Here is a 23,821-nt window from a genome sequence, read left to right as displayed (position 1 = left end):
ACCGCGCTACGCCAATTGACGCAGCGGAACACCGGCGATAAACGCCTCAATGTTTTCGATCGCTTCGCGGAAATAGATTTGATAGTTGCTGTCGGCCACATAACCCAGATGCGGCGTCGCCAACACGTTGGGCAGTTGGCGGAAGATGTCGTCACTCGGCAAGGGTTCAACCTCAAACACGTCCAGCCCGGCACCGGCGATCTGCCCTTGCTGCAATGCGTCAATCAACGCGTTGCGATCGACAATCGCCGCACGCGAGGTATTGATCAGATAAGCGGTTTTCTTCATCGCCTGCAGCTCTGGCCGGCCCACCAGCCCACGGCTACGCTCACTGAGCACCAGATGAACCGAAACAAAGTCGCTCTGTTCAAACAGCGCCTGTTTGGATGCTGCCAGCGTCACCCCCACCTCGGCGGCCCTTTCTGCCGTCAGGTTTTGACTCCAGGCCAGCACCCGCATACCAAACGCCTGCGCCACCACCGCCATTTGGCTACCAATCTTGCCCAACCCCAGCAGGCCCAGCGTCTTGCCCTGCAGGGTCACGCCAACCGCTTGCTGCCAGGGGCCGTTATTACGCAGGCCGACGCTTTCCGGCACCATATGCTTCGCCAGCCCGAGCAACAGTGCCCAGCTTAGCTCCATCGGTGCGGCAGAGCCGCTGGCGGTACCGCTGACAATAACCCCGCGCTGTGCCGCCGCCGCCAAATCAATAGAGGCATTGCGCATGCCCGAGGTGATCAACAGTTTTAACTGAGGCAAACGCGCCAGCAGCGTGGCGGTGATTGGCGTGCGTTCACGCATAATCACCAAAATATCGCAGTCCTGCAGATGCACGGCCAGTTCCGCTTCATCACTAAAATGCTGACCGATGCTGAACACCTCAACCCGATCGCCGAGGGCAGACCAGTCGGCCATGCTGAGCGCGACCTGCTGATAATCATCAAGAATGGCACATTTTAGTTTCATCTTCGGCTCCGGGATTAGGCAAAGTCAGTCGGCACGCACGTCAACCAGCACCGGGCAATCGGCATTCTCAATCACCAGGGCGCTGTGCGACCCATTTAACAAACGTCTAAAGGGGGAAAGATGGCGTCGCCCCATAATAATCATTGTCGCATTCAGCTCTTTAGCCTGGGCAACTATGGTTTCTGCCGGTTCACCGGCCACCACCCGCCCACGCGCATTGACCCCTGCCGCCTGCAGTTCGCTCAGTGCCCGGTGCACCACGGTCGCGGCGGCCTGTTGTTCATCCTGCGCGCAACCGAAATCTGCCGGATCTTCACCCGGTTCAATTTCAAACGGCCCCGTCATGGAATAGCTAAGATCGACACAACAAAGCACCACTAGCGCCGCCTGTTGCGCCAACGCCTGTTCGCCAGCCAGTGAAATGACCTTACGGGCATTAGCGGAATTATCAACCGCAACCAACAGCGTTTTCATTATCTTCTCCGGTTAATCTCGCGACGCCACCTTGCCAATCTCATCGATCAACGCGTCTTTACACTTAAGGATCTCCTCGCGGAAGCGAGCTTCATTCTTGGCCAAACGGGTGCTGGGCACTAACAGACTGATGGAGAAACGCCCCAGAATGGTGTCGATAGCCACCGCCATGGTAGAGACGCCTTCCAATGTTTCTTCCCGATCGAAGGACAGGCCGGTACGGCGTATTTCGGTCAGGTGCTGCAGCAGTGCCGGAAAATCACGCACCGTCAGATCCGTCACGGCCCTATAGGCCTCACCCAGTAAATCCCGGGCCGCATCGTCGCTGTTCAACGCCAGCAACGCTCGCCCGCCGGAGGTGCTGTACAGCGGCAGATTCATGCCGATGCGTGGCACCACTCGCAGCTCACGATCCGCCACAATGTAGTGCACTACCGCCAGTTGCAAACCGCTGGCGCGCCCCAGCGATACCGTCTCGCCGGTGGCGTCACATAACGCCTGCAACCAGGGGGTCGCAATCGACACCATTTCGGTATGTACGCTGGCAATCAGCCGCAGCAACGACGGCCCCAGACGCACACCACCGGCACCACCGCGCACCAATTGCACGGAGTCCAGCGCGTTGACGATACGTTGCACGGTGGAACGCGGCAGATCGACCGCCAGCGCTATTTCGCCCAGGCTCATGCCATTGGGCTTGGCGCCCAGCGCATCGAGGATTTTAGCCGCACGGGTAATGACCTGAATACCGCCGGCTTTTTCATCATCACAACATGTTGAGGGTTCGGACATGGAAGGCTCTTTTCCTTGCTTTTGACCACACTGTAACATTTTTTCCGGTCAGGCGGCACGATGTACCACATTGCAATACAGTGCATCACAATGTAGCATGCGTCACAATGTATCGCTATGCAATACAGTGCATCGTAAGTTTCGTTTCTGGAGTCATACTATGAATGCTCAGCCTGCGCCTGCCGTCGCTGCGCCGCATCCTTTTACCCTGCGTCTGGCTGTGGGGTTGGTGGGTGTGCTGATTGCCGCCCTGACCTCAGGACTCAATGATCGCATCAGTGATTTGGCGCTGGCGGATATCCGCGCGGCTATCGGTATCGGTTTCGACCAGGGGAGCTGGATCACCTCGGCCTATCAGGCCGCGGAAGTGTCGGCCATGATGGTGGCCCCCTGGTTTGCCGTGACCTTTTCGCTACGCCGTTTCGCCCTGGTGATGATCGGCGGTTTTGCCGCCGTCGGCGTACTCCAGCCGTTAACTGCTGATCCCACGCTGTTTATTGCTCTGCGGGTGGTGCAAGGCCTGTTTGGCGGGGCATTGCCGCCGTTGCTGATGACGGTGGCGCTGCGTTTTCTGCCCCCGACCATCAAACTTTACGGGCTGGCCGCCTATGCGCTCACCGCCACCTTTGGCCCCAATGTCGCGGCACCGCTGGCGGCGCTGTGGACCGACAGTCTGGGTTGGCAGTTTGTCTTTTGGCAGGCGATCCCGCTGTGTCTGATAGCCTCCTTACTGATCGGCTGGGGGTTGCCGCAGGATCCCTTGCGGCTGGAGCGTTTCCGCCAGATCGATCTGTTCGGCATGCTGACCGGTTGTAGCGGTATTGCGCTGTTGATCCTTTCGCTAACTCAGGGTGAGCGACTCGACTGGTTCAATTCACCCTTGATTAGCCTGATGTTGCCGGTGTCGATCGCGCTGCTGATGACGTTTTTAATCAACGAATGGTTCCATCCGTTGCCGCTGTTAAAACTGCAATTACTGCGGCGCATCAATCTTTCTTATAGCCTGCTGACGCTGGCTGGCGTGCTGCTGCTGGCGCTGTCAGGCTCAATGCTGCCGTCGTTTTACTTTTCGCAGGTGGAGGGTTTTCGCACCGTACAATTTGCGCCGCTGGCGTTAGCCGTCGGCCTGCCGCAGTTGGTGATAGCCCCTTTCATCGCCGCCCTGTTGAACCTGCGTTGGATAGACGCCCGTTGGGTGCTGACTATCGGTGCCGCGCTAATCGCCGTCTCCTGCCTGCTGGGAATGCAATTGACCGACGATTGGGCACGAGAAAACTTCTGGCTAATCCAAGGCCTGCAGGCATTTGGCCAACCGATGATGATTTTACCGGTGTTAATGACCTCTACCAGCGTGATCCTGCCACCGGAAGGGCCTTTTGCCTCGGCAATGTTTAACACCGTGCGCGGTTTTTCCGCCGTGGCGGCGGGCAGCCTGGTTGAGAATTTTATTAGCCACCGGGAGCAATTTCACTCTCATGTGCTGGTTGACCGGCTGGGTAATCGCCCGTGGCTGATGACGGCAGAGAGCTCAGAACACGCCAGCGGAGCTATGCCGCTGTTACCGGACGGCTCGGTCAGTTCAGCGGAAAATCTCGGGCATTTTTCGACGCTGGTGAAGCATCAGGCGGTGATCCTCAGTATCAGTGACGCCTACCTGCTGATTATTGGCTGTGCACTGCTGTTGGTGTTGCTGACCGCCTGGTTGCCGAAGCGTGTCTATCCGCCGCAAACGCTTTTACCTCTAGTTCCAAAAACATCAGGATCATAACCATGAGCTTCACCCCTGCAAAACGAACCTTAACCCTGGCGTTGCTGCTGTTAATCCTGCTGGCGATTGCTTTTTTTGTCCGCTCATCGCTCAATCGCCACCATTTGCGTACCGATGATGCAGTCGTGAGCGCCGATTACACGCTGGTGGCCCCCAAGATTTCCGGCTATATCCGCAGCGTCAACGTCAGTGACAACCAGCAGGTAAAAGCCGGTGAGGTGCTGGCCACCCTCGACGATCGGGATTACCGCGTGGCGCTGGAAACGGCTCAGGCCAATCTGCAGATTAGCCAGGCCAAATTGTCCAGTATTCAGGCGCAGCTGGATCAACAGCAGGCCAATATTGCCCAGCAGGAAGCCGGCGTCAGCGCCAGCCAGGCCACGCTCAACTACGCCGGGCAGAACGCCGATCGCTATCGCCGGTTGCTGAAAACCGGTACTGCCACCGCTGATGAGCAGCAGAAATCGGCCTCCGTGATGCAGACCGCCGCCGCACAGCTAAAGCAGAATCAGGCGGCGGTGGTTTCGGCACGTAAAGAAGTCGGGGTGTTGCAGGCCAGTCGCAAACAGGCCGAAGCGAATATTGCCGCCTCGCAGGCCAGCGTTGATCAGGCGCGTCTGAATCTTTCCTATACCCAGATTATTGCGCCGATTGCCGGCAGCGTCGGCCAGCGGGCGGTACGCCAGGGTGCCTGGGTCTCCGCCGGTACGCGGCTGCTGGCGGTGGTGCCGTTAGAACAGAGCTACGTGGTCGCCAACTTCCTGGAAACCCAGTTAGCCAACGTGTCTGCCGGCCAGCCGGTATCCATCACCGTCGATGCGCTGCCCGGCGTGACGCTGCGCGGCCACGTTGACAGCATCGCCCCGGCCACTGGCTCGACCTTTGTCGCCATCAGCGCCGATAACGCCACCGGCAACTACACCAAAGTGGTGCAACGCCTGCCGGTGAAGATCCTGCTGGAACCCAACCAGCCGGAACTGGCGCGGCTGCGCGTTGGCATGTCGGTGGTACCGGAACTTGAGATGCGCTGATTTTTGCCAATAAAAAAGGCCACCCTAAAGGTGGCCTCTGACGGCTGACAACAGCGCAATTTACTCAGCCGGGCGGCTGCGCGGACGGCGCGGAGCACCTGAACGCGGCTTGCCATCACCCTGCGGACGCGCACTGCCGCCACCGCGGTTTTCACGCTGACCGCCATTGCCGCCACCGTTGCCACTGCGCTGGCCGCCACCGTTACCGGAGCGTTGACCACCGCCGTTGCCGCGTGGCGCACCGCGCCCGCCAGCCTGACGGCCGTTGATGATCGGCTCGGCCTTGATGCTCGGATCCGGCTCATAGCCCGGCAGAGCAATACGCGGGATCTCACGTTTGAGCAGGCGTTCGATATCACGCAGCAGTTTGTGTTCATCCACGCACACCAGCGAGATCGCCTCACCGGTACGTTCAGCACGACCGGTACGGCCGATGCGGTGTACGTAGTCTTCCGGCACGTTAGGCAACTCGTAGTTCACCACGTGTGGCAACTGGTCGATGTCCAGACCGCGTGCCGCGATGTCGGTAGCGACCAATACGCGAATTTTGCCGTCTTTAAAATCGGCCAGTGCGCGGGTACGAGCGCCCTGGCTTTTGTTGCCGTGGATAGCCGCGGCAGTGATGCCGTCTTTGTTCAGTTGTTCAGCCAGGTGGTTGGCGCCGTGTTTGGTGCGGTTAAACACCAAGACTTGCTTCCAGTCACCTTCGCCGATCATCTGGGACAGCAGTTCCCGCTTACGCTTCTTGTCAACGAAGTGCACGCTTTGCTCAATCTGCTCGGACGCGGTGTTGCGGCGCGCCACTTCAACCGATGCCGGGTTGTGCAACAGTTTGTTGGCCAGCCCTTTGATGTCGTCGGAGAAGGTTGCAGAGAACAGCAGGTTCTGACGCTTGGCAGGCAGCTTGGCCAGCACGCGGCGGATATCATGGATAAAGCCCATATCCAGCATGCGGTCTGCTTCGTCCAGCACCAGAATTTCAATTTTGGACAGGTCAACCGCGCGCTGGTGTTCCAGATCCAGCAGGCGACCCGGTGTTGCCACCAGCACGTCGACGCCGCCGCGCAGTTTCATCATCTGCGGGTTGATGCTCACGCCACCAAATACCACCAGCGAACGCAGGCGCAGGTATTTGCTGTAGGATTCGACGTTTTCGCCGATCTGCGCAGCCAGTTCACGGGTAGGCGTCAGGATCAACGCACGTACCGGACGGCGACCTTTGACCGCATGGTCATGCTTACTCAGCAGCTGTAGCAGCGGCAGGGTAAAGCCAGCGGTTTTACCGGTACCGGTCTGGGCGCTGGCCATCAGGTCACGACCTTCCAATACGACAGGAATAGCCTGGCGCTGAATTGGCGTAGGTTCGCGATAGCCCTGTTCTTCAACAGCGCGCAGAATTTCAGCACTTAAGCCGAGGGTTTCAAATGACATAAAGAGAAAAACTCCAGATCCCCCCTAACCTAACAGTGTTCGGTGCAGTTTCCTGGGAGGATTATCAGACGGGACATTTTGCATGACCACGAGGGATTGGCACAAACTGCAGTGCACCAAGCGGGCGAGTGTAGCAGAAGTCGAACAAGAAAACGTAAATTAAGTGACGCAGAGCACAATATGCCGACAATTCAGCCAAATCCGAAAAGATACCCTTAAATAAACCGCGGTTACTGATTGCATTTCATGCAATCTGGCATAAAGTTAATCATATGATTGATTAACTTTTATGAGCGCCATCAATAATGCCAAATAATCAGACTGCCGGCCGGGCACGGGGCGAGCAAGCGCGTCAGCAGTTGATCGCCGCCGCCATCGAAATGTTCGGTGAATACGGCATTCAGGGTGCCACCACCCGCGATATTGCCCAGCGTGCCGGGCACAACATCGCCGCCATCACCTACTACTTCAATTCAAAAGAGGGCCTGTATCTGGCCGTCGCACAATGGATTGCCGATTTTATCCAGCAGGCGTTTCGCCCGCTGGCCGAAGAGATTGACCGCTTCTGGCAACTCCCGGAAGCCGAACGTCTGCCGGAACACTACCTCGAACATCTGAAACGTGGCCTGCTGGCGTTCAGCGATTTGATGACTCAACCACAGACGCTGAACCTGAGCAAAATCATGTCGCGCGAGCAGCTCTCCCCCACCGATGCCTATCCGCTGATCCACCAACAGGTGGTGGCGCCGCTGCATAACAAGCTGTGCCGCCTGCTGGCGGCCTACACCGGCATCGATCCGCAGTCGACCAAAATTGTGCTGCATACCCACGCGCTGATCGGCGAAGTGTTGTCGTTTCGCGTGGCGCGGGAAACCGTTCGCCGACAGGCCGGTTGGCAGCAGATCGACACTGCCGAGGCGGAACAAATCAGCGAAGTACTGGCTGAACACATTGAGATTCTGGTTAATGGGCTGCGCCAACGCTATGGCGCGTATACCCTATAGCTTTCAAGTTGCAGCTAGGCGGCCAGCTCGCTCATCCCCAGGCGCTTACTCAAGTAAGTAACTGGGGTGAGCGACAAATCTGTCGGGAACAGATTTGAACGCTGCTTGCAGCGGCCCTGAAAGGGCAAGGACCATGGATGGGCCTTGTAAGCAGGTAACAACGCTGCAACTTGAAAGATGACGGGTATAAATTCAGGCAGGGAGAATTATGAATAAAAAACGCAGTGCCTTTTTGGTGGCGGTTGTTGTGCTGATCGCCGCGGCCGTTTACGGGGTCTGGTATTACCAACAGCATCAGGATAAACCGCTGACGCTGTACGGTAACGTGGATATTCGCACGGTGAATTTGGGCTTCCGCGTCGATGGGCGGCTGGCGTCGCTGACGGTGGATGAAGGCGATACCCTGCAATCGGGGCAATTGCTCGGCAAACTGGACGACGCGCCCTACATCAACGCGCTGCAGCAGGCGCAGGCTAACGTCGGCAGTGCCAAAGCCAAGTTGGCGCTGCTGATGGCCGGTTACCGCGCCGAAGAAATAGCCCAGGTACGTTCGGAAATGGCGCAGCGCCTGTCCGCCTTTAGCTATGCCGATAGCTTCCTGAAGCGCCAACAGGGCCTGTGGGCGAAAAATGCCACCTCTGCCGACGCACTGGAAGATGCCCGCACCTCACGCAATCAGGCGCAGGCCAACCTGCAGGCGTCGAAAGACAAGCTGGCGCAATACCTGAGCGGTAATCGTCCGCAAGAAATAGAAGAGGCCAAAGCCAATCTGGCGCAAAGCGAAGCCGCACTGGCTCAGGCCCAGCTTAACCTGCACGACACCACTTTAGTTTCCCCGTCCGCCGGCACGGTGCTGACGCGTGCGGTCGAGCCGGGCACCATGCTCGGTGCCGGTGGCACGGTGTTCACTTTGTCGCTGACCCGTCCGGTGTGGGTGCGTGCCTATGTGAATGAAACCAGTCTGAGTAAAGCGACGCCAGGCACCGAACTGGAAATCTACACCGACGGCCGGCCAGACAAGCCGTATCACGGCAAAATCGGCTTTGTCTCGCCGACCGCTGAATTCACTCCGAAGAGCGTCGAAACCCCGGACCTGCGTACCGACCTGGTGTACCGCCTGCGGGTGATAGTGACCGACGCCGATGACGCGCTGCGCCAGGGGATGCCGGTCACCGTTCGCTTTGCCCAACCTTGAGGGAGCGGTGATGGAACAGGTCATTGAGCTTGAGGCGTTGGAAAAGCGTTTCCCGTCACTGGCAAAACCGGCGGTCGCCAGCCTGACTACCCGGCTGACCAGCGGCGCGGTCACCGGGCTGGTTGGCCCGGACGGTGCCGGTAAAACCACCCTGCTGCGGATGCTGGCCGGGCTGCTCAAACCCAGCAGCGGTACCCTGCGCGTCGCCGGGTTGGATCCGATCGCTCAGGATCGTCAATTGCATGCCATTCTCGGCTACATGCCGCAAAAGTTTGGTCTGTATGAAGATCTGACGGTGATGGAAAACCTGACGCTGTACGCCGATCTGCGCGGCGTCACCGGCGATCTCCGCAAGCAGACGTTCGATCGCTTGCTGACATTCACCGATCTCACCCGTTTCACCACCAGGCTGGCAGGCAAACTTTCCGGCGGAATGAAGCAAAAACTCGGGCTGGCCTGTACGCTGGTCGGGCAACCGCAGGTGCTGTTGCTGGATGAGCCGGGGGTCGGCGTCGATCCTATCTCGCGTCGCGAGCTGTGGCGCATGGTGCATGAACTGGCCAACGACGGCATGCTGATCCTGTGGAGCACCTCTTATCTGGACGAAGCCGAACAGTGCCGCGAAGTGCTGCTGCTTAACGAAGGGGAACTGCTGTTCAGCGGCGCACCGAAAGATCTTACTCAGAGAATGGCCGGGCGCACGGTGCTGATCGCGCCACCGGCCGGTAGCCACCGCGCCCTGCTGCAACGGGCGATCTGCCTGCCGGCGGTCACCGACGGCGTGATTCAGGGGAAATACCTGCGGCTGATCCTCAAACAAGGCGAAGATCATCGCCAGCTACTGCAGGCATTGGATCTGCCGGATGCCGAACTGAGCGAAGCGGAACCGCGCTTTGAAGATGCGTTTATCGATCTGCTCGGCGGCGGGCCAAACAGTAAATCGGCGCTGGCGGAGATCATGCCGACCGTCGAGGGAGAAAGCACGGAAACGGTGATCGAAGCGCAAGGGCTGACCAAGAAATTCGGCGACTTTGCCGCCACCGACCACGTGGACTTCAAAGTGCAGCGCGGGGAGATTTTCGGCCTGCTCGGCCCGAACGGTGCCGGTAAATCCACCACCTTTAAAATGATGTGCGGGTTGCTGGTGCCCACCGAAGGCAAGGCGCTGGTGCTGGGTATGGATTTGAAAACCAGCTCCGGCAAGGCGCGCCAGCATTTGGGTTATATGGCGCAGAAATTCTCGCTGTACGGCAACCTGACGGTGGCACAAAACCTGAAGTTTTTCTCCGGCGTTTATGGCCTGAGCGGCAAGGCACAGCGCGATAAAATCAGCGAGATGTCCAACGCCTTCAACTTTGGCCCGATCCTCAATCAGACGCCGGACTCGCTGCCACTGGGCTTCAAACAGCGGCTGGCGCTGGCCTGCGCACTGATGCACGAGCCGGATATTCTGTTTCTCGACGAACCGACCTCGGGCGTCGATCCCCTGACCCGGCGCGAATTTTGGCTGCATATCAACGGCATGGTGGATAAAGGCGTGACGGTGATGGTCACCACCCACTTTATGGACGAGGCGGAATACTGTGACCGCATCGGGCTGGTGTATCGCGGCAAAATTATCGCCGCCGGGACCCCGGACGATCTCAAGCATCAGGTCGCCAGCAGCGATAACCCCAATCCATCAATGGAACAGGCGTTTATCGAACTGGTGCAGGGTTACGATCAGGAGGAAAAAGCATGAACAGTCAAACCGCCACCCGCGACGACAGTGGTTTTTCCTGGCGACGGCTGCGCGCGCTGTGCCTGAAAGAAACGCGGCAAATTCTGCGCGATCCAAGCAGCGGGCTGATCGCCTTCGTCATTCCCCTGATGCTGCTGTTTATCTTTGGCTACGGCATCAATCTGGACTCCAGCAAGCTGCGGCTGGGCATCCTGATGGAGCAGCAGAGCGAAGAGGCGCGTGACTTGGCCAATGCTTTTACCGGTTCACCCTACATCGAGCCGACCATCAGCGACAACCGTCAGCAGTTGATCCAACTGATGCAGGCCGGACGCATCCGTGGGCTGGTGGTGATCCCCAACGATTTTGCCCAACGTATGGCGCGGCCGCACGACAGCGCACCGATTCAAATTATCACCGACGGCAGCGAGCCGAATACCGCCAACTTTGTTCAGGGCTATACCCAGGGGGTGTGGCAAGTGTGGCAACAACAGCGCGCCACCGACCGCGGGCGCGAGGAAAAACCCTTAATCGACGTGCAGATGCGCTATTGGTTCAACCCGGCGGCCATCAGCCGGCACTACATCATTCCCGGCGCTATCACCATTATCATGACGGTGATCGGCGCTATCCTCACCTCTTTGGTGATCGCACGCGAGTGGGAGCGCGGCACCATGGAGGCACTACTTTCCACCCAGGTGACGCGTACTGAGCTGCTGCTGTCCAAACTGGTGCCCTACTATTTCCTCGGCATGATCGCCATGGTGTTATGCATGGCGGTATCGGTGTGGGTGCTCGGCGTGCCCTATCGCGGTTCGCTGCTGATTTTATTCGTTATCAGCAGCCTGTTCCTGGCCAGTACGCTCGGCATGGGGCTGCTGATTTCTACCATTACTCGCAACCAGTTTAACGCGGCGATGGTGGCACTCAACGCCGCTTTTCTGCCATCGATCATGCTGTCCGGCTTTATCTTCCAGATCGACAGCATGCCGGCCATCGTACGCGCCATAACCTATATCATTCCGGCACGCTATTTCGTCAGCACGCTGCAAACGCTGTTCCTGGCGGGCAACGTCGGTACGGTGCTGATGATTAACCTGCTGTTCCTGATCGCTTCGGCGGTGGTGTTTATCGGCCTGACGGCCTGGAAAACCCAGCGGCGGCTGGATTAAGGGGAAAGACGATGTTTCACCGTCTCTGGACGTTAATCATAAAAGAAATGCAGTCGCTGCTGCGCGATCCGCAGACCCGTGCCATCCTGATTATGCCGGTTATCCTGCAGGTGCTGCTGTTCCCGTTCGCCGCCACGCTGGAGGTGACCAACGCCACCATCGCGGTGTACAGCGAAGACAGCGGCCATGCCTCGGTCGAACTGACCCAGCGCTTTGCCAAAGCCAAGGCCTTCTCGCATGTGCTGCTGTTGCGCAGCCCACAAGAGATTCAAACCACCATCGACAACCAAAAAGCGCTGCTGCTGATCCGCTTCCCGGCCCAGTTCTCGCGTGATATCGCGAGCGGCAATACCGCCCCGCTGCAACTGTTGCTTGACGGACGCAACTCCAACAGCGCGCAAATCGCCGCCAACTACGTGCAGCAAATTGTGCAGGACTATCAGAATGAGCTGATCGGCGATCGGGCCAAACCCAACAACAGCGAACTGGTAATACGCAACTGGTATAACCCGAATCTGGATTACAAGTGGTTCGTGGTGCCGTCGCTGATCGCCATGATCACCACTATCGGTGTGCTGATTGTCACCTCGTTGTCGGTAGCGCGAGAGCGCGAACAGGGCACGCTGGAACAGTTGCTGGTGTCACCGTTGACCACCTGGCAGATTTTTATCGGCAAGGCGGTACCGGCGCTGATCGTCGCTACCTTCCAGGCCAGCATCGTGTTGTTGATTGGTATCTTTATCTATCAGATCCCGTTCGCCGGTTCGCTGCTGCTGTTCTATGGCACCATGCTGATTTACGGGCTGTCTTTGGTCGGGTTCGGCCTGCTGATTTCGTCGCTGTGCGCCACTCAGCAACAGGCGTTTATCGGCGTTTTCGTGTTTATGATGCCGGCGATCCTGCTTTCCGGCTATGTCTCGCCGGTAGAAAATATGCCGGTGTGGCTGCAAAACCTCACCTGGGTGAATCCCATCCGCCACTTCACCGACATCACCAAACAGATCTACCTGAAGGACGCCAGCTTCGGCATCATCTGGCATAGCCTGTGGCCGTTACTGGCGATCACCGCCACCACCGGCAGCGCCGCTTACGCCATGTTCCGCCGTAAAATTGCATAAAAAAAGGGCTCAGCATGCTGAGCCCCTACAAGTCATATAGATTCTTATCTGCGGTTGCCGAAAATACGCAGCAACATCAGGAACAGGTTGATGAAATCAAGGTACAGCGTCAGCGCGCCAACGATGGCGTACTTGCGGAAACTGTCTTTGTCATCGGCGTTCAACTGTTCGCCCATCGCTTTCAGTTTTTGGGTGTCATACGCCGTCAGGCCAACAAACACCACCACCCCGATATAGGTAATCGCCCACATCAGCGCGGAGCTTTTCAGCCAGATGTTGACCAGCGAAGCCAGCACTATCCCGATCAGCGCCATGAACAGCATGCTGCCGAAACCGCTCAGGTCACGCTTGGTGGTGTAGCCGTACAGGCTCATCGCACCAAACATACCGGCGGTTACCACGAAGGTACTGGCGATCGAGCTGTAGGTATAGGCGATGAAAATGCTGGAAAGCGTCAACCCGGTCAGCGCCGAATACAACATAAACAGCGAGGTGGCGACCGTGCCACTGAGACGATTGACCATGCCGGAAATCACGAACACCAGACCCAGCTGCGCGATAATCAGACCGAAGAAGGTGATCTGGCTGGAGAAGATAAAGTTAAGGATCGCGGGCGTGTTGGCCGCGTACCAGGATACAAACGCCGTCAACAGCATGCCACAGGTCATCCAGCCGTATACCTGCGCCATATAAGCCTGAATGCCGCTGTTGGCACGTTCGACGATTGAACCATTAGAGCGTGGATATCGGTCCATGACGGTTACCTTTTGCGTGTGGAACAAGATTTGAGTCCCATTTTGCGAGACTCGGCCTGCTATAAGCGTATCACAGAAAATATAATGGCAAAGCGGCAAAGGTATTGATTTGTTTCTGCTGTTTACACCCGTCGCCTTTCAAACTGTAGCGTTGTTACCTGCACTCACTCACCCCAGTTACTTACTCAAGTAAGCGCCTGGGAATGAGTGAGCTGGCCGCCTAGCTACAGCTTGAAATTCATAGGGTGTACAGATCACTTAATGATTTTATGCCAGCGTTCCGCCGCCTGACGATCGCTGTCGCGTGCGTCAACCCAGCGGTCGCCCTGGCCAACGGCTTCGCGCTTCCAGAACGGGGCGCGGGTTTTCAGGTAGTCCATGATGAACTCGCTGGCCTCAAACGCCATGCTGCGGTGGGCGCTGGTCACGCCGACAAACACAATCTCATCGCCAGGGAACAGCTCACCCACGCGGTGGATCACCGTCGCGCGCTGCAATGGCCAGCGGCTGCGTGCTTCGTCCACGATTTCCGTCAACGCTTTTTCGGTCATGCCCGGGTAGTGTTCCAGCGTCAGCGCACTGACGTTATCGCCCAGATTATGGTTACGTACCTTGCCGGTAAAGGTCACCACGGCACCGTCATCGTCGCACTGCGCCAGCCACTGGTATTCTTCGCCGACGTTGAACGGCGCTTCCCCCACGCGGATACGGGTATTTTCCACCATTAACCCCCGGTTACCGGTGGAAAGAAAGCGACTTCATCACCGGCACGCAGCGGATGTTCGGCGGCCACCAGGGATTGGTTTACCGCCGTCAGCAACTTGCCTGACTCCAGCGCCAGCGCCCAGCGATCGCCACGTGCGCACAGCGCCTTACGCAGCGCCTCTACCGTTGGATAATCCGCCGGCATCGACAGATCGCCGGTGCCAACCAGCTCGCGTACCTGGGCAAAAAACAGAATGTTAATCATAGTTCCACCTTAAAATCACCGGATTTACCGCCGCTTTTCGCCAGCAGCCGCACCGGGCCGATCACCATGTCTTTTTGTACCGCCTTGCACATGTCGTAAATGGTCAATGCGGCCACCGAAGCGGCGGTCAAGGCTTCCATTTCGACGCCGGTCTTGCCGGTCAGCCGGCAGCAGGTTTCAATCCGCACCCGGCTGTGTTCCGGCTGCGCTTCCAATTGCACCTCGACCTTGCTCAGCATCAGCGGGTGACACAGCGGGATCAGCTCCCAGGTGCGTTTCGCCGCCTGAATACCGGCAATGCGCGCCGTGGCAAACACATCACCCTTGTGATGGCTACCCTCGATAATCATCGCCAGCGTGGTCGGCAACATTTCAACAAAGGCCTCGGCGCGCGCCTCGCGCACCGTCTCTGCCTTGGCGGAAACGTCGACCATATGGGCTTCGCCCGCGGCGTTAATGTGAGTCAGCTGCGTCATAGTTTTTATTTCTTCAAATGTGGCAGGAAGTTGCACGGGCGGTGACGCGCGTCCAACTGCTCTTCAATAATGCGTTCCCAGGCGGTGCGGCAGGCACGAGTCGAGCCAGGCATGGCAAAAATCACCGTCTGATTGGCCATTCCGGCCAATGCGCGCGACTGAATAGTAGCAGTACCAATCTCTTCATAGGACACCATACGGAACAGTTCGCCGAACCCTTCCACTTCACGATCGAACAGCGGCAGCAGCGCTTCCGGGGTGTTGTCCCTGGCGGTAAAACCGGTGCCCCCGGTGATCAGCACGGCCTGAACCTGCTCGTCGGCGATCCACGCGGAGACTCGCGCGCGGATTTGATATTTATCGTCTTTGACGATGGCGCGATCCACCACCTGATGCCCGGCCTCAAGCGCCGCTTCCTGCAGATACTGGCCCGAGGTGTCTTCCGCTTCACCGCGACTGTCCGAAACGGTCAGAATAGCGATATGCGCCGGAATGAATTCACTGCTGGCATGACTCATTGCTTGCTCCCGTGCAATTGGAAAAATTTATCCGCCGATAAACGACAAATTCTGCGTGATGCCACTGTTGCCCTGATGCAGGAAGTGGGTCTGCTTTTTGGTCCGAAGCCCGCCCTGAATGCGATCCTTCAACTCTTCAAGCTGGCCGTCATTCATCAGCAGATCGCGCAGGTTAATACCCTGCTCACCGAACAGGCACAGGTGCAGATTACCGATGGCGGAAACCCGCAGCCGGTTGCAGCTGGCACAGAAATCTTTTTCGTACGGCATGATTAAACCCACTTCACCCTGGTAATCCGGGTGGCTAAACACCTGCGCCGGGCCGTCGCTGCGGCCGCGCGGTTGCAGTTGCCAACCCTGCTGTTCCAGTTGCGAACGGATCACTTCGCCAGACACGTGGTGTTTGCGGAACAAGTCGCCACCCTCACCGGTTTCCATCAGCTCGATAAAACGCAGTTGGATCGGACGGTCTTTTATCCAGTGCAGGAAAGCGCCCAGTTGCTGATGGTTAACGTCACGCATCAGCACCGCGTTGACCTTGACCTTGCTGAACCCGGCGGTAAAGGCGGCGTCGATGCCCTCCATCACCTGGCGGAATTTGTCCTGGCCGGTAATGGCGTGAAATTGACGGGGGTCCAGACTGTCGACGCTGACGTTGATCGCCGTCAGGCCGGCGTCACGCCAGCCGGCAACGTCGCGCGCCAGGCGGTAGCCATTGGTGGTCACGGCAAGCTGGCGAACGGCCGGATTTTCACGCACGGCGGCAATGATCTCGGTAAAATCGCGACGCAGCGAAGGCTCACCGCCGGTCAGGCGCACCTTTTCGGTGCCCAGCTCGGCGAAGGCACGGCTGACACGTCGGATCTCATCGAGCGACAAGAAGGTTTTCGGGCTGCCGTTAGGGCGATAGCCATCCGGCAAACAATAGGTGCAACGGAAGTTACACACGTCGGTGATCGACAGGCGCAAGTAATAGAATTTGCGCTCATAAGCATCAATGAGTTGCGGCACCATAACACCTTCCAAAGTCGGGAGATGCGAGCGTTTCCGCTCTGCACCCTGGTGGCTGACTTCGCCACGGCCCAAGCGCCATATTGTTCTCAAGAACAACGTAGGCCCAGAGGCTAGGAGTTTTGGTTTCAGTTCCCGCTGCCTGAGTAGCCGGAACGAAACCGTGGTTTTCTCCAGAATTCTAGCGCTAAACAAAGGCGATAGCCAACGCCCAATTTCGCTATATAATTGTGTATACAGCGTTTTTATGCGCTTCTGAATCGGGTAAACCATGATAAACGTCCTTTACGCAGACGAATTGACCGGAATCACGCAAATCACACTCTTTTTCGCGTTTTTACGCCAAATCCGCTACTTTATGCGGGCAGTTAAGCCCCTTTGTAAGGAAATTTATGCGTAATCGTACCCTGGCCGATCTCGATCGGGTGGTGGCATTAGGTGGTGGTCATGGTCTTGGCCGCGTGATGTCTTCCCTGTCGTCTTTAGGATCCCGTTTAACCGGTATTGTCACCACCACCGATAACGGCGGTTCCACTGGCCGTATTCGCCGCTCGGAAGGCGGCATTGCCTGGGGCGATACCCGTAACTGCCTGAATCAGTTGATCACCGAACCGAGCGTGGCCTCGGCGATGTTCGAGTACCGCTTTAGCGGCAATGGCGAACTTTCGGGGCATAACCTCGGTAACCTGATGTTGAAGGCGTTGGATCATCTCAGCGTGCGCCCACTGGAGGCGATCAATCTGGTACGCAGCTTGCTGAAGGTCGACGCGGCGCTGATCCCGATGTCTGAGCAGCCGGTGGATTTGATGGCACACGACCATGAAGGCAACCACGTCTATGGTGAAGTGAACGTCGATCAACTGACTGACATGCCGCAGGAACTGATGCTGTCACCGCGCGTCAACGCGACACGCGAAGCGCTGGATGCCATCGCACAGGCCGACGTGATCCTGATTGGGCCAGGTAGCTTCCTGACCAGCCTGATGCCGCTGCTGCTGCTCGATGACCTGACTCAAGCCTTGCGCCGCAGCAGTGCCAATATGATTTATATCGGCAATCTGGGGCGTGAGCTAAGCGTCGCGGCAGCCGCCTTGACGCTGAAAAACAAGCTGGAGCTGATGGAAGAGAAAATTGGCCGCCGGATGATCGACGCGCTGATTGTTGGGCCGACGGTAGATGCCAGCGAAGTACAGGATCGGGTGGTGATTAAACAACCGCTGGAAGCGACGGATATCCCTTACCGCCACGACCGTCAGTTGCTGCGCCAGGCGCTGGATCAGGCTTTGATCGAGTTGGGTGCCCGCGGTTAAGGCTTTACTGGCCGCCGCGCAACCACGGGTTATCGCTGGCGGCCTTCTCGACCATATCGATATAAAGATCTTCCACCTGCTTGCGCGCCCACGGCGTGCGGCGCAGAAACTTCAGGCTGGATTTAATGCTGGGATCGCTGCTGAAACAGTTGATGCGAATGCGTTCAGCCAGCCCTGACCAGCCGTAGCTCTCCACCAGTTTATTTAAAAGTTGTTCCAGAGTGACGCCGTGCATCGGGTCTTTGGACTGGTGTTCGGTCATGGTCTGCGGCTCGTAGTTGTCAATTGGCCGCACACCATAATCAGCTTTGGCGGAGGCGACAAGGATTTTATGTTTGGCAGCGCCACCCCTGGCGGCGCCCCAACCGGTCACGAAATAGCGATAAACTGCTCGCGCAGCTGGTGGATCTCATCACGCAAGCCTGCCGCCAACTCGAACTCCAGATTCTGTGCGTGGGTATACATCTGCGCTTCCAGCTCGCGGATTTTTTGATCCAGGGCTTTTGGCGTGAGGTGTTGATATTGCGCGGCGTTTTCCGCCGCCTTGCCCTTCCCTCGACCCTTGCCACGGTTACCCGGTTTACCCAACTGCAGAACATCGGAAACTTTCTTGTTCAGGCCCTGCGGCACGATGCCATTTTCTTCGTTGAACGCCTGCTGTTTGGCGCGACGACGTTCGGTCTCGCTTATCGCCCTGGCCATCGAGTCGGTAATTCTGTCACCGTAGAGGATCGCTTTACCATTGAGGTTACGCGCCGCACGGCCAATGGTCTGGATTAGCGAACGTTCGGAACGCAGGAAGCCTTCTTTATCTGCGTCCAGAATCGCCACCAGCGACACCTCAGGCATGTCCAGCCCCTCACGCAACAGGTTGATACCCACCAGCACGTCAAACTCGCCCAGGCGCAGGTCACGAATGATTTCGACCCTTTCCACGGTATCAATGTCCGAGTGCAGATAGCGTACCCGCTCGCCGTGCTCTTCGAGATATTCGGTCAGATCTTCCGCCATGCGTTTGGTCAGGGTAGTGACCAGTACGCGTTCGTTGATTGCCACCCGCTTGCGAATTTCAGACAGCAGGTCATCCACCTGGGTGGTCACCGGCCTGACTTCTATTAGTGGATCCAGCAAGCCGGTAGGGCGCACCACCTGATCGATAATATCGTCGCCGGACTTCTCCAGCTCATATTTGCCCGGCGTGGCAGACACGTAGATCGTCTGTGGGGCCAACGCTTCGAACTCTTCAAAACGCATCGGGCGGTTGTCCAGCGCCGACGGCAGGCGGAAACCGTATTCTACCAGCGTCTCTTTACGCGAACGGTCGCCCTTGTACATAGCGCCGATTTGCGGAATGGTGACGTGGGATTCATCGACCACCAGCAGGCCATCCGCCGGTAAATAATCAAACAGCGTCGGCGGTGGCTCGCCCTCTTTACGCCCGGACAGGTAGCGCGAGTAGTTTTCAATGCCGGAGCAGTAGCCCAGTTCGTTCATCATCTCCAGATCAAACTGGGTGCGCTGCGTCAGGCGCTGTTCTTCCAGCAGCTTGTTATTGGCCAACAGCACCTTGCGCCGTTCGGCCAGATCCACTTTGATCTCTTCCATCGCCTGCAGGATCCGCTCGCGCGGCGTCACGTAGTGCGACTTCGGATAAATGGTAAAACGCTGGACCACCTGTTCGATCTGCCCGGTCAAAGGATCAAACAGCGAAAGCCGCTCGACCTCCTCATCAAACAGTTCAATACGCAGTGCCAGCTCGTCCGACTCTGCCGGGAAGACGTCGATCACCTCGCCACGTACGCGGAAGGTCGCGCGCTGGAAGGCCTGATCGTTACGGGCATATTGCAGCTCCGCCAAACGACGCAGGATCGAACGCTGATCGATGATCATGCCCTTGGTCAGGTGCAGCATCATCTTCAGATACAGATCAGGATCGCCCAGACCGTAGATCGCCGAGACCGACGCCACCACGATCACATCGCGCCGCTCCAGCAATGCTTTGGTCGCGGAAAGACGCATCTGCTCGATGTGTTCGTTCACCGCAGCGTCTTTTTCGATAAAGGTGTCGGAGCTGGGTACGTAGGCTTCCGGTTGGTAGTAGTCGTAGTAAGACACAAAATACTCGACCGCATTCTCGGGAAAGAACTCTTTCATCTCGCCGTACAGCTGCGCCGCCAGCGTTTTGTTAGGTGCCAGCACCATGGTGGGCCGGTTCAAATCGGCTATCACATTGGCGACGGTAAATGTCTTGCCCGACCCGGTAACGCCCAGCAGCGTCTGGTGTGCCAGGCCGTCTTCCAGGCCCTCTTCCAGCTTGCTGATGGCCTGCGGCTGATCGCCGGCCGGTTTGAATTCGGAATGCAGTTTGAAAACTTTACTCATGGACTCGGCTACCCTGTGGAGATGTGCGCGCTCAGGCGGCCATTGAGCTAATGCTCAATTGATGGCCTCTAATTATGGAAAGCCCCGGCGATTTTTGCCAGTGCCCATGATACTGGATATAAAACCAGCTTCAAGCGATTCGTCGCTTTAGCGTGCGTCAAATCAGGCTGAATGCACCGTCGGGGTTACAGCCGCGTGACATTTTTATTGTCAATAACAGATTTATCCCCAAAATCCGTCACGAATTAACTTATTGATAGCACTGCGGCCAAAAATCATACATAGAGACTTCATCAATAGATTGGCCGCTTGATTTTAGTTAAAATATTGATAATTAATGACTTTACAAAAAAGACGAGATTGCGGACAAAGCGAACACAACCCGCGTCCGCTCTCGCTTTAAACCGGTTTTCTCAATCTAATGCACAAGGTTATCCACAGGAATGGTGGATAACTCTCACCACCCCGCCCCGGCTGGGAGTTGCAGAAAGAGCGCTTTTTGCCGTTTCTGTCCGCCAAGATGACTTTTTTAGTTATTTTTTCACAATAATATCGCTTTGGTTATGCCGATTAATGCTAAAAAGCCCCATTGCCAAAAACGGATTTATCTCATTGCTGCCGTCACCTGATGCATCTTGCTACAACCGACGAAATAGTTTGCACCATAAGCATTCTTCGCAGCACTGGAAGAGTGCAAAAATCGTCCGCGTTAACTTTCCCCTCTATTTTCACTTGGTCCGCCAGCCCTGTCCTGGCGCGAAAAACCGTTAACAAGGCAATAACAATCCTGTTTTTAACGGTTTTATAAAGTTGGCCCAAGGCTTGCATTATCCTTGGGTGGCAAAAGTACGATCGGGATAAATATCCGGGATGTAATGGCGGAATTATCCGCTGTCATTTAGCGGACAGACGGAAGTAAAACAACCGCTCTTTACTTGATAAAGACCAGAGAGCGCGGACAAGCCGACAATAACTGCGATTTTTGCCTATGTATCACTTGTTTTACCCGAATTTAAACTGCCTGGTAAAAGGCAGTCATTCAGCATTTTATTCTGGACATTAAAACACTCGGGAAAGAAACCGCTACCGTGAAAACGGTGGTAAGGAGTGGAATACGATTCTTTGAGGAGAATGCCGGATGTTGAGTTTAAGGTCAGTGAATCAGTTTTACGGGCAAACCCATACCCTGTGGGACATCAATCTGGAATTGCCGCGCGGCCAGTGCACGGTGCTTATCGGCCGTAACGGCGTGGGCAAGACCACGCTGGTGAACTGCATCATGGGCCATTTGCCGGTGGTCAGCGGCAGCATGACCTGGCAGTTGGCGGATGAACCGCCACAAAACCTGCTGCAGCAACCGGTGGAAACCCGCACTGCGCTGGGGATCAGCTATGTTCCGCAAGGGCGGCAAATCTTTTCGCAGCTCAGCGTAGAGGAAAACCTGCAGGTAGCGCTGATGGCCGGCCGCGATAAAAACCGCCGCATTCCGCCTTTGATTTATAACCTGTTCCCCAACCTGCGAGAGATGCGCAGCCGCAGAGCCGGCGATTTGTGCGACGGTGAGCAGCAGCAACTGGCGATTGGTCGCGCCCTGGTGCTGGAGCCAGAGTTGCTGATCCTCGATGAGCCCACCAGCGGTGTACAGCCCACGATCGCGGCCGATATCGGCAACGTGATCCGCAAACTCAACCGCGAACTGGGTATGACCATCCTGCTGGTGGAACACAAGCTGCCGTTTGTTCGTCGGGTGGCGGACCGTTTTTGCCTGATGGATCAAGGGCGCAGCGTAGCCGATGGCACGCTCGAACAGTTGGACGAGGAATTGATTAATGCCTATCTGGCAGTGTGACTGGCAGGGGTGTGCAATATTGCACACCCCTCTCATGGCTTATCCCAGACTAACGCCTTCAGAACCGCACCACTCATTTCGCCTTGTGTTGTATCAGCGAAGACCAAACTCCGTTTGTTGGAAATGACCAAACGCTCCCTCCATATTCAACGGGTTTTCACAACCGTTAACTTGAACTGAGGGATAGACCATGGCCGATAACGATGCAAAATTTATCCAATATAGCGACCTGAACGGGAAGATCTGGACTTTGCAAGATCGTCTTGATGTTGAGGGGATTTACGTCAAATCTCGCGATGAGCTGCTCAAGGCACAAACCTTTATTACAGGCACATTAAAAAGACCAACAATTGTAAAATTCACCGCGCCGTTTGAGGTGTGGACGGCTCCCAAGACCGATATCGATGTCGGCTACGTTTATATTGACGGCAACGGTGTAAATATCACCACCAATATCCCCAACGGGACTGAAAACGACCACAACTACTTCCTGCGCTGCTATACGTCGGCTGAAACACTGGATATCGGGATCCCCATTCGCCCTGCACCAATCTTAAAGAACTTTACCGTCAAGGGGATTGGGGCAACTCAGTCTGAAGTGCCCGGTCAAAAGACAGCATATAACTTTATAGATGGGATAGTGTTCCAATCACCGGAAAGCCTGTTGGGAAATTTTTCCGTTAATAACGTATATATTTCCGGTTTCTATTACGGCATGTATTTTGGCACCAACGCGTACATTGGGCATCACTATGGCTGTGAGATCGTCCGTTGCTATGAGTGCGTACATATGCCAGCCGCTAAAACCACTAATGTGCCACCATCACAAACAGGTGATAAAGATCCTATCGATCATAACTTTGGGGAAGGGATCAACTTCTTCGGTGGCACTATTGGCAACTCTCAGGGATTGGCTATCGGCAATCAGAACCAAAATGGCGCATTTCGTTTCTTCGGCACATCAATAGATTATGCGGGTGCGATTGTAAATGTAGAAGCTGGAAGCGTTGAGTTGCACGGCTGCCATATTGAGTTCGGTAATAGTAATAGCCCACTCTCTGATTTCCCCTTCCGCTGTAGCGCCAACCAGAATGCGTCATTACTCCTTCAGGGTGGGGAGATCATTACGCTGCAAACCACTCTGGCCCAAGACTACTGTTTTTACGCCGAAGCAGGCAGTAGCGGAATTATCGTAGACAACGTTAAGTTCTATGGGGTGCGAACAGCGACCGGCCGTTATTTTGGCGGTACCGGCGACTTTGTGATTAAAAACAGTCGGCTGGATGGCGGCGGTGGCGGCAAAGGCATTCAAACTTTGACCACCGCCAATAATAACAAGCTTAAAGACGGTAATTTCTCGTTTACGACCAAGCCGATAGGTTGGGAAGTTTCCGGTGGAAACGTTAGCAACCCCTTTATCTCGGACGCCATTACCCTGACTATTGAGGCCGGCGCAGGCGTTAATGGCAGCAATGCGCTAAAAGTGACCAAACTGGGAAATACCAACTCCAGTGCCGGAGTGCGGGTAGTGGTTCCGGTATCGCAATATGAACAGTTGGGAGCCTGTTTTACCCTGAAAACGTTGAATGGGGGATCAGGGAATTTATTCGCCTCGCTGCGCTATGCCTGTATTCAGGAGGCGGAAAGTAACGGCGTATCGATCGTCGCTAAATCAGATGTGGCCGCCTGGGATGGCACTCTCAATGCCAGTGATTATGCCGAGTTTAAGGAATACCGTTTTAACGCCAACCGACGAAAAGTGCCGGTTTGGGCAACCCATGTCATTTTGTCTTTCAATTTGTACGCCTTAGCGAAAAACGGGGTACTTTACTTCGACAATGCTTGCATCACCGCCATGTAAAATAGCAAGTCAGGTTAT

General features: G+C 56.3%; 22 protein-coding genes and 1 riboswitch. Of the genes, 10 read left to right on the top strand and 12 right to left on the bottom strand.

Going from position 1 to position 23,821, the window contains the following annotated elements:
* Positions 1-6: 6 nt before the first annotated feature.
* From SERS4_RS0107390 to SERS4_RS0107380, 3 genes are read right to left on the bottom strand one after another with little or no spacing between them, the layout of a single operon-like run.
* A complete protein-coding gene (locus SERS4_RS0107390; protein WP_017891991.1) occupies positions 7-966 on the bottom strand; it encodes a D-2-hydroxyacid dehydrogenase family protein in 960 nt (319 codons plus the stop codon).
* Positions 967-990: 24 nt separating this feature from the next.
* Entirely contained in the window at positions 991-1,440 is a 450-nt protein-coding gene (locus tag SERS4_RS0107385; RefSeq protein ID WP_017891990.1) for a universal stress protein, read from the bottom strand.
* Between the two features lie 12 nt (positions 1,441-1,452).
* Complete coding sequence (locus tag SERS4_RS0107380; protein ID WP_017891989.1) at positions 1,453-2,232, bottom strand: IclR family transcriptional regulator; 780 nt, start codon at positions 2,230-2,232, stop codon at positions 1,453-1,455.
* 160 nt (positions 2,233-2,392) lie between these two features.
* On the opposite strand from SERS4_RS0107380, the gene SERS4_RS0107375 reads away from it, so the two are divergent.
* Both SERS4_RS0107375 and SERS4_RS0107370 read left to right on the top strand, forming a co-directional pair.
* Positions 2,393-4,000 carry an MFS transporter gene (locus SERS4_RS0107375; protein WP_017891988.1) on the top strand — a complete coding sequence of 536 codons (1,608 nt, stop codon included), beginning with the start codon at positions 2,393-2,395 and terminating at the stop codon, positions 3,998-4,000.
* A 2-nt stretch (positions 4,001-4,002) separates the two neighbouring features.
* A complete protein-coding gene (locus tag SERS4_RS0107370) occupies positions 4,003-5,031 on the top strand; it encodes an HlyD family secretion protein (RefSeq protein WP_017891987.1) in 1,029 nt (342 codons plus the stop codon).
* A 60-nt stretch (positions 5,032-5,091) separates the two neighbouring features.
* Here SERS4_RS0107370 and rhlE read toward each other — a convergent pair whose 3' ends face one another.
* The gene (rhlE, locus tag SERS4_RS0107365; RefSeq protein ID WP_012005765.1) at positions 5,092-6,462 is read right to left on the bottom strand and encodes an ATP-dependent RNA helicase RhlE; all 1,371 of its coding nucleotides are present in this window, start codon (positions 6,460-6,462) and stop codon (positions 5,092-5,094) included.
* Between the two features lie 305 nt (positions 6,463-6,767).
* Here rhlE and cecR point away from each other — a divergent pair, with 305 nt between their 5' ends.
* The 5 genes from cecR to SERS4_RS0107340 all read left to right on the top strand — a co-directional run bounded on the left by cecR (position 6,768) and on the right by SERS4_RS0107340 (position 12,671).
* Positions 6,768-7,466 (top strand): transcriptional regulator CecR, encoded by a 699-nt coding sequence (gene cecR, locus SERS4_RS0107360; protein WP_012005764.1) that lies wholly within the window; start codon positions 6,768-6,770, stop codon positions 7,464-7,466.
* 208 nt (positions 7,467-7,674) lie between these two features.
* Entirely contained in the window at positions 7,675-8,661 is a 987-nt protein-coding gene (gene hlyD, locus SERS4_RS0107355; protein WP_017891986.1) for a secretion protein HlyD, read from the top strand.
* A 10-nt stretch (positions 8,662-8,671) separates the two neighbouring features.
* Entirely contained in the window at positions 8,672-10,402 is a 1,731-nt protein-coding gene (locus SERS4_RS0107350; protein WP_017891985.1) for an ATP-binding cassette domain-containing protein, read from the top strand.
* Positions 10,399-11,553, top strand: a complete 1,155-nt coding sequence (locus SERS4_RS0107345) for an ABC transporter permease (protein WP_017891984.1) — start codon at positions 10,399-10,401, stop codon at positions 11,551-11,553. Before SERS4_RS0107350 ends, SERS4_RS0107345 begins: the two co-directional genes overlap by 4 nt.
* An 11-nt stretch (positions 11,554-11,564) precedes the next feature.
* Positions 11,565-12,671 carry an ABC transporter permease gene (locus SERS4_RS0107340; protein WP_017891983.1) on the top strand — a complete coding sequence of 369 codons (1,107 nt, stop codon included), beginning with the start codon at positions 11,565-11,567 and terminating at the stop codon, positions 12,669-12,671.
* Positions 12,672-12,715: 44 nt separating this feature from the next.
* Here the strand turns inward: SERS4_RS0107340 and SERS4_RS0107335 are convergent, their stop codons facing one another.
* The 6 genes from SERS4_RS0107335 to moaA all read right to left on the bottom strand — a co-directional run bounded on the left by SERS4_RS0107335 (position 12,716) and on the right by moaA (position 16,404).
* Entirely contained in the window at positions 12,716-13,426 is a 711-nt protein-coding gene (locus tag SERS4_RS0107335; protein WP_012005759.1) for a Bax inhibitor-1/YccA family protein, read from the bottom strand.
* A 254-nt stretch (positions 13,427-13,680) separates the two neighbouring features.
* Entirely contained in the window at positions 13,681-14,148 is a 468-nt protein-coding gene (gene moaE / locus SERS4_RS0107330) for a molybdopterin synthase catalytic subunit MoaE (RefSeq protein ID WP_026142255.1), read from the bottom strand.
* Positions 14,149-14,150: 2 nt separating this feature from the next.
* Positions 14,151-14,396, bottom strand: a complete 246-nt coding sequence (gene moaD / locus SERS4_RS0107325; RefSeq protein WP_017891981.1) for a molybdopterin synthase sulfur carrier subunit — start codon at positions 14,394-14,396, stop codon at positions 14,151-14,153.
* Positions 14,393-14,872 (bottom strand): cyclic pyranopterin monophosphate synthase MoaC, encoded by a 480-nt coding sequence (gene moaC / locus SERS4_RS0107320; RefSeq protein WP_012005756.1) that lies wholly within the window; start codon positions 14,870-14,872, stop codon positions 14,393-14,395. Before moaC ends, moaD begins: the two co-directional genes overlap by 4 nt.
* A gap of 5 nt (positions 14,873-14,877) precedes the next feature.
* A complete protein-coding gene (gene moaB, locus SERS4_RS0107315; RefSeq protein WP_017891980.1) occupies positions 14,878-15,390 on the bottom strand; it encodes a molybdenum cofactor biosynthesis protein B in 513 nt (170 codons plus the stop codon).
* Positions 15,391-15,417: 27 nt separating this feature from the next.
* A complete protein-coding gene (gene moaA, locus SERS4_RS0107310; RefSeq protein ID WP_017891979.1) occupies positions 15,418-16,404 on the bottom strand; it encodes a GTP 3',8-cyclase MoaA in 987 nt (328 codons plus the stop codon).
* Positions 16,391-16,533, bottom strand: a riboswitch (molybdenum cofactor riboswitch). (Overlaps the previous gene by 14 nt.)
* A gap of 260 nt (positions 16,534-16,793) precedes the next feature.
* Here moaA and yvcK point away from each other — a divergent pair.
* Positions 16,794-17,711 carry a uridine diphosphate-N-acetylglucosamine-binding protein YvcK gene (yvcK, locus tag SERS4_RS0107300; RefSeq protein WP_012005753.1) on the top strand — a complete coding sequence of 306 codons (918 nt, stop codon included), beginning with the start codon at positions 16,794-16,796 and terminating at the stop codon, positions 17,709-17,711.
* A gap of 4 nt (positions 17,712-17,715) precedes the next feature.
* Here the strand turns inward: yvcK and SERS4_RS0107295 are convergent, their stop codons facing one another.
* Positions 17,716-17,973, bottom strand: a complete 258-nt coding sequence (locus tag SERS4_RS0107295) for a VF530 family DNA-binding protein (RefSeq protein ID WP_012005752.1) — start codon at positions 17,971-17,973, stop codon at positions 17,716-17,718.
* A 107-nt stretch (positions 17,974-18,080) separates the two neighbouring features.
* Positions 18,081-20,093, bottom strand: a complete 2,013-nt coding sequence (gene uvrB, locus SERS4_RS0107290; RefSeq protein WP_017891976.1) for an excinuclease ABC subunit UvrB — start codon at positions 20,091-20,093, stop codon at positions 18,081-18,083.
* Positions 20,094-21,231: 1,138 nt separating this feature from the next.
* On the opposite strand from uvrB, the gene SERS4_RS0107280 reads away from it, so the two are divergent.
* Positions 21,232-21,942 (top strand): ATP-binding cassette domain-containing protein, encoded by a 711-nt coding sequence (locus SERS4_RS0107280; RefSeq protein ID WP_012005750.1) that lies wholly within the window; start codon positions 21,232-21,234, stop codon positions 21,940-21,942.
* 190 nt (positions 21,943-22,132) lie between these two features.
* The gene (locus SERS4_RS0107275; RefSeq protein ID WP_017891973.1) at positions 22,133-23,803 is read left to right on the top strand and encodes a hypothetical protein; all 1,671 of its coding nucleotides are present in this window, start codon (positions 22,133-22,135) and stop codon (positions 23,801-23,803) included.
* Positions 23,804-23,821: the final 18 nt, after the last annotated feature.

It is taken from the genome of Serratia sp. S4, from assembly GCF_000347995.1.
GTDB classification, from domain to species: Bacteria; Pseudomonadota; Gammaproteobacteria; order Enterobacterales; family Enterobacteriaceae; genus Serratia; species Serratia quinivorans.
The sequence above is the reverse complement of the archived record's forward strand: the minus strand, read 5'-3'. Positions and strand labels throughout refer to the sequence as shown.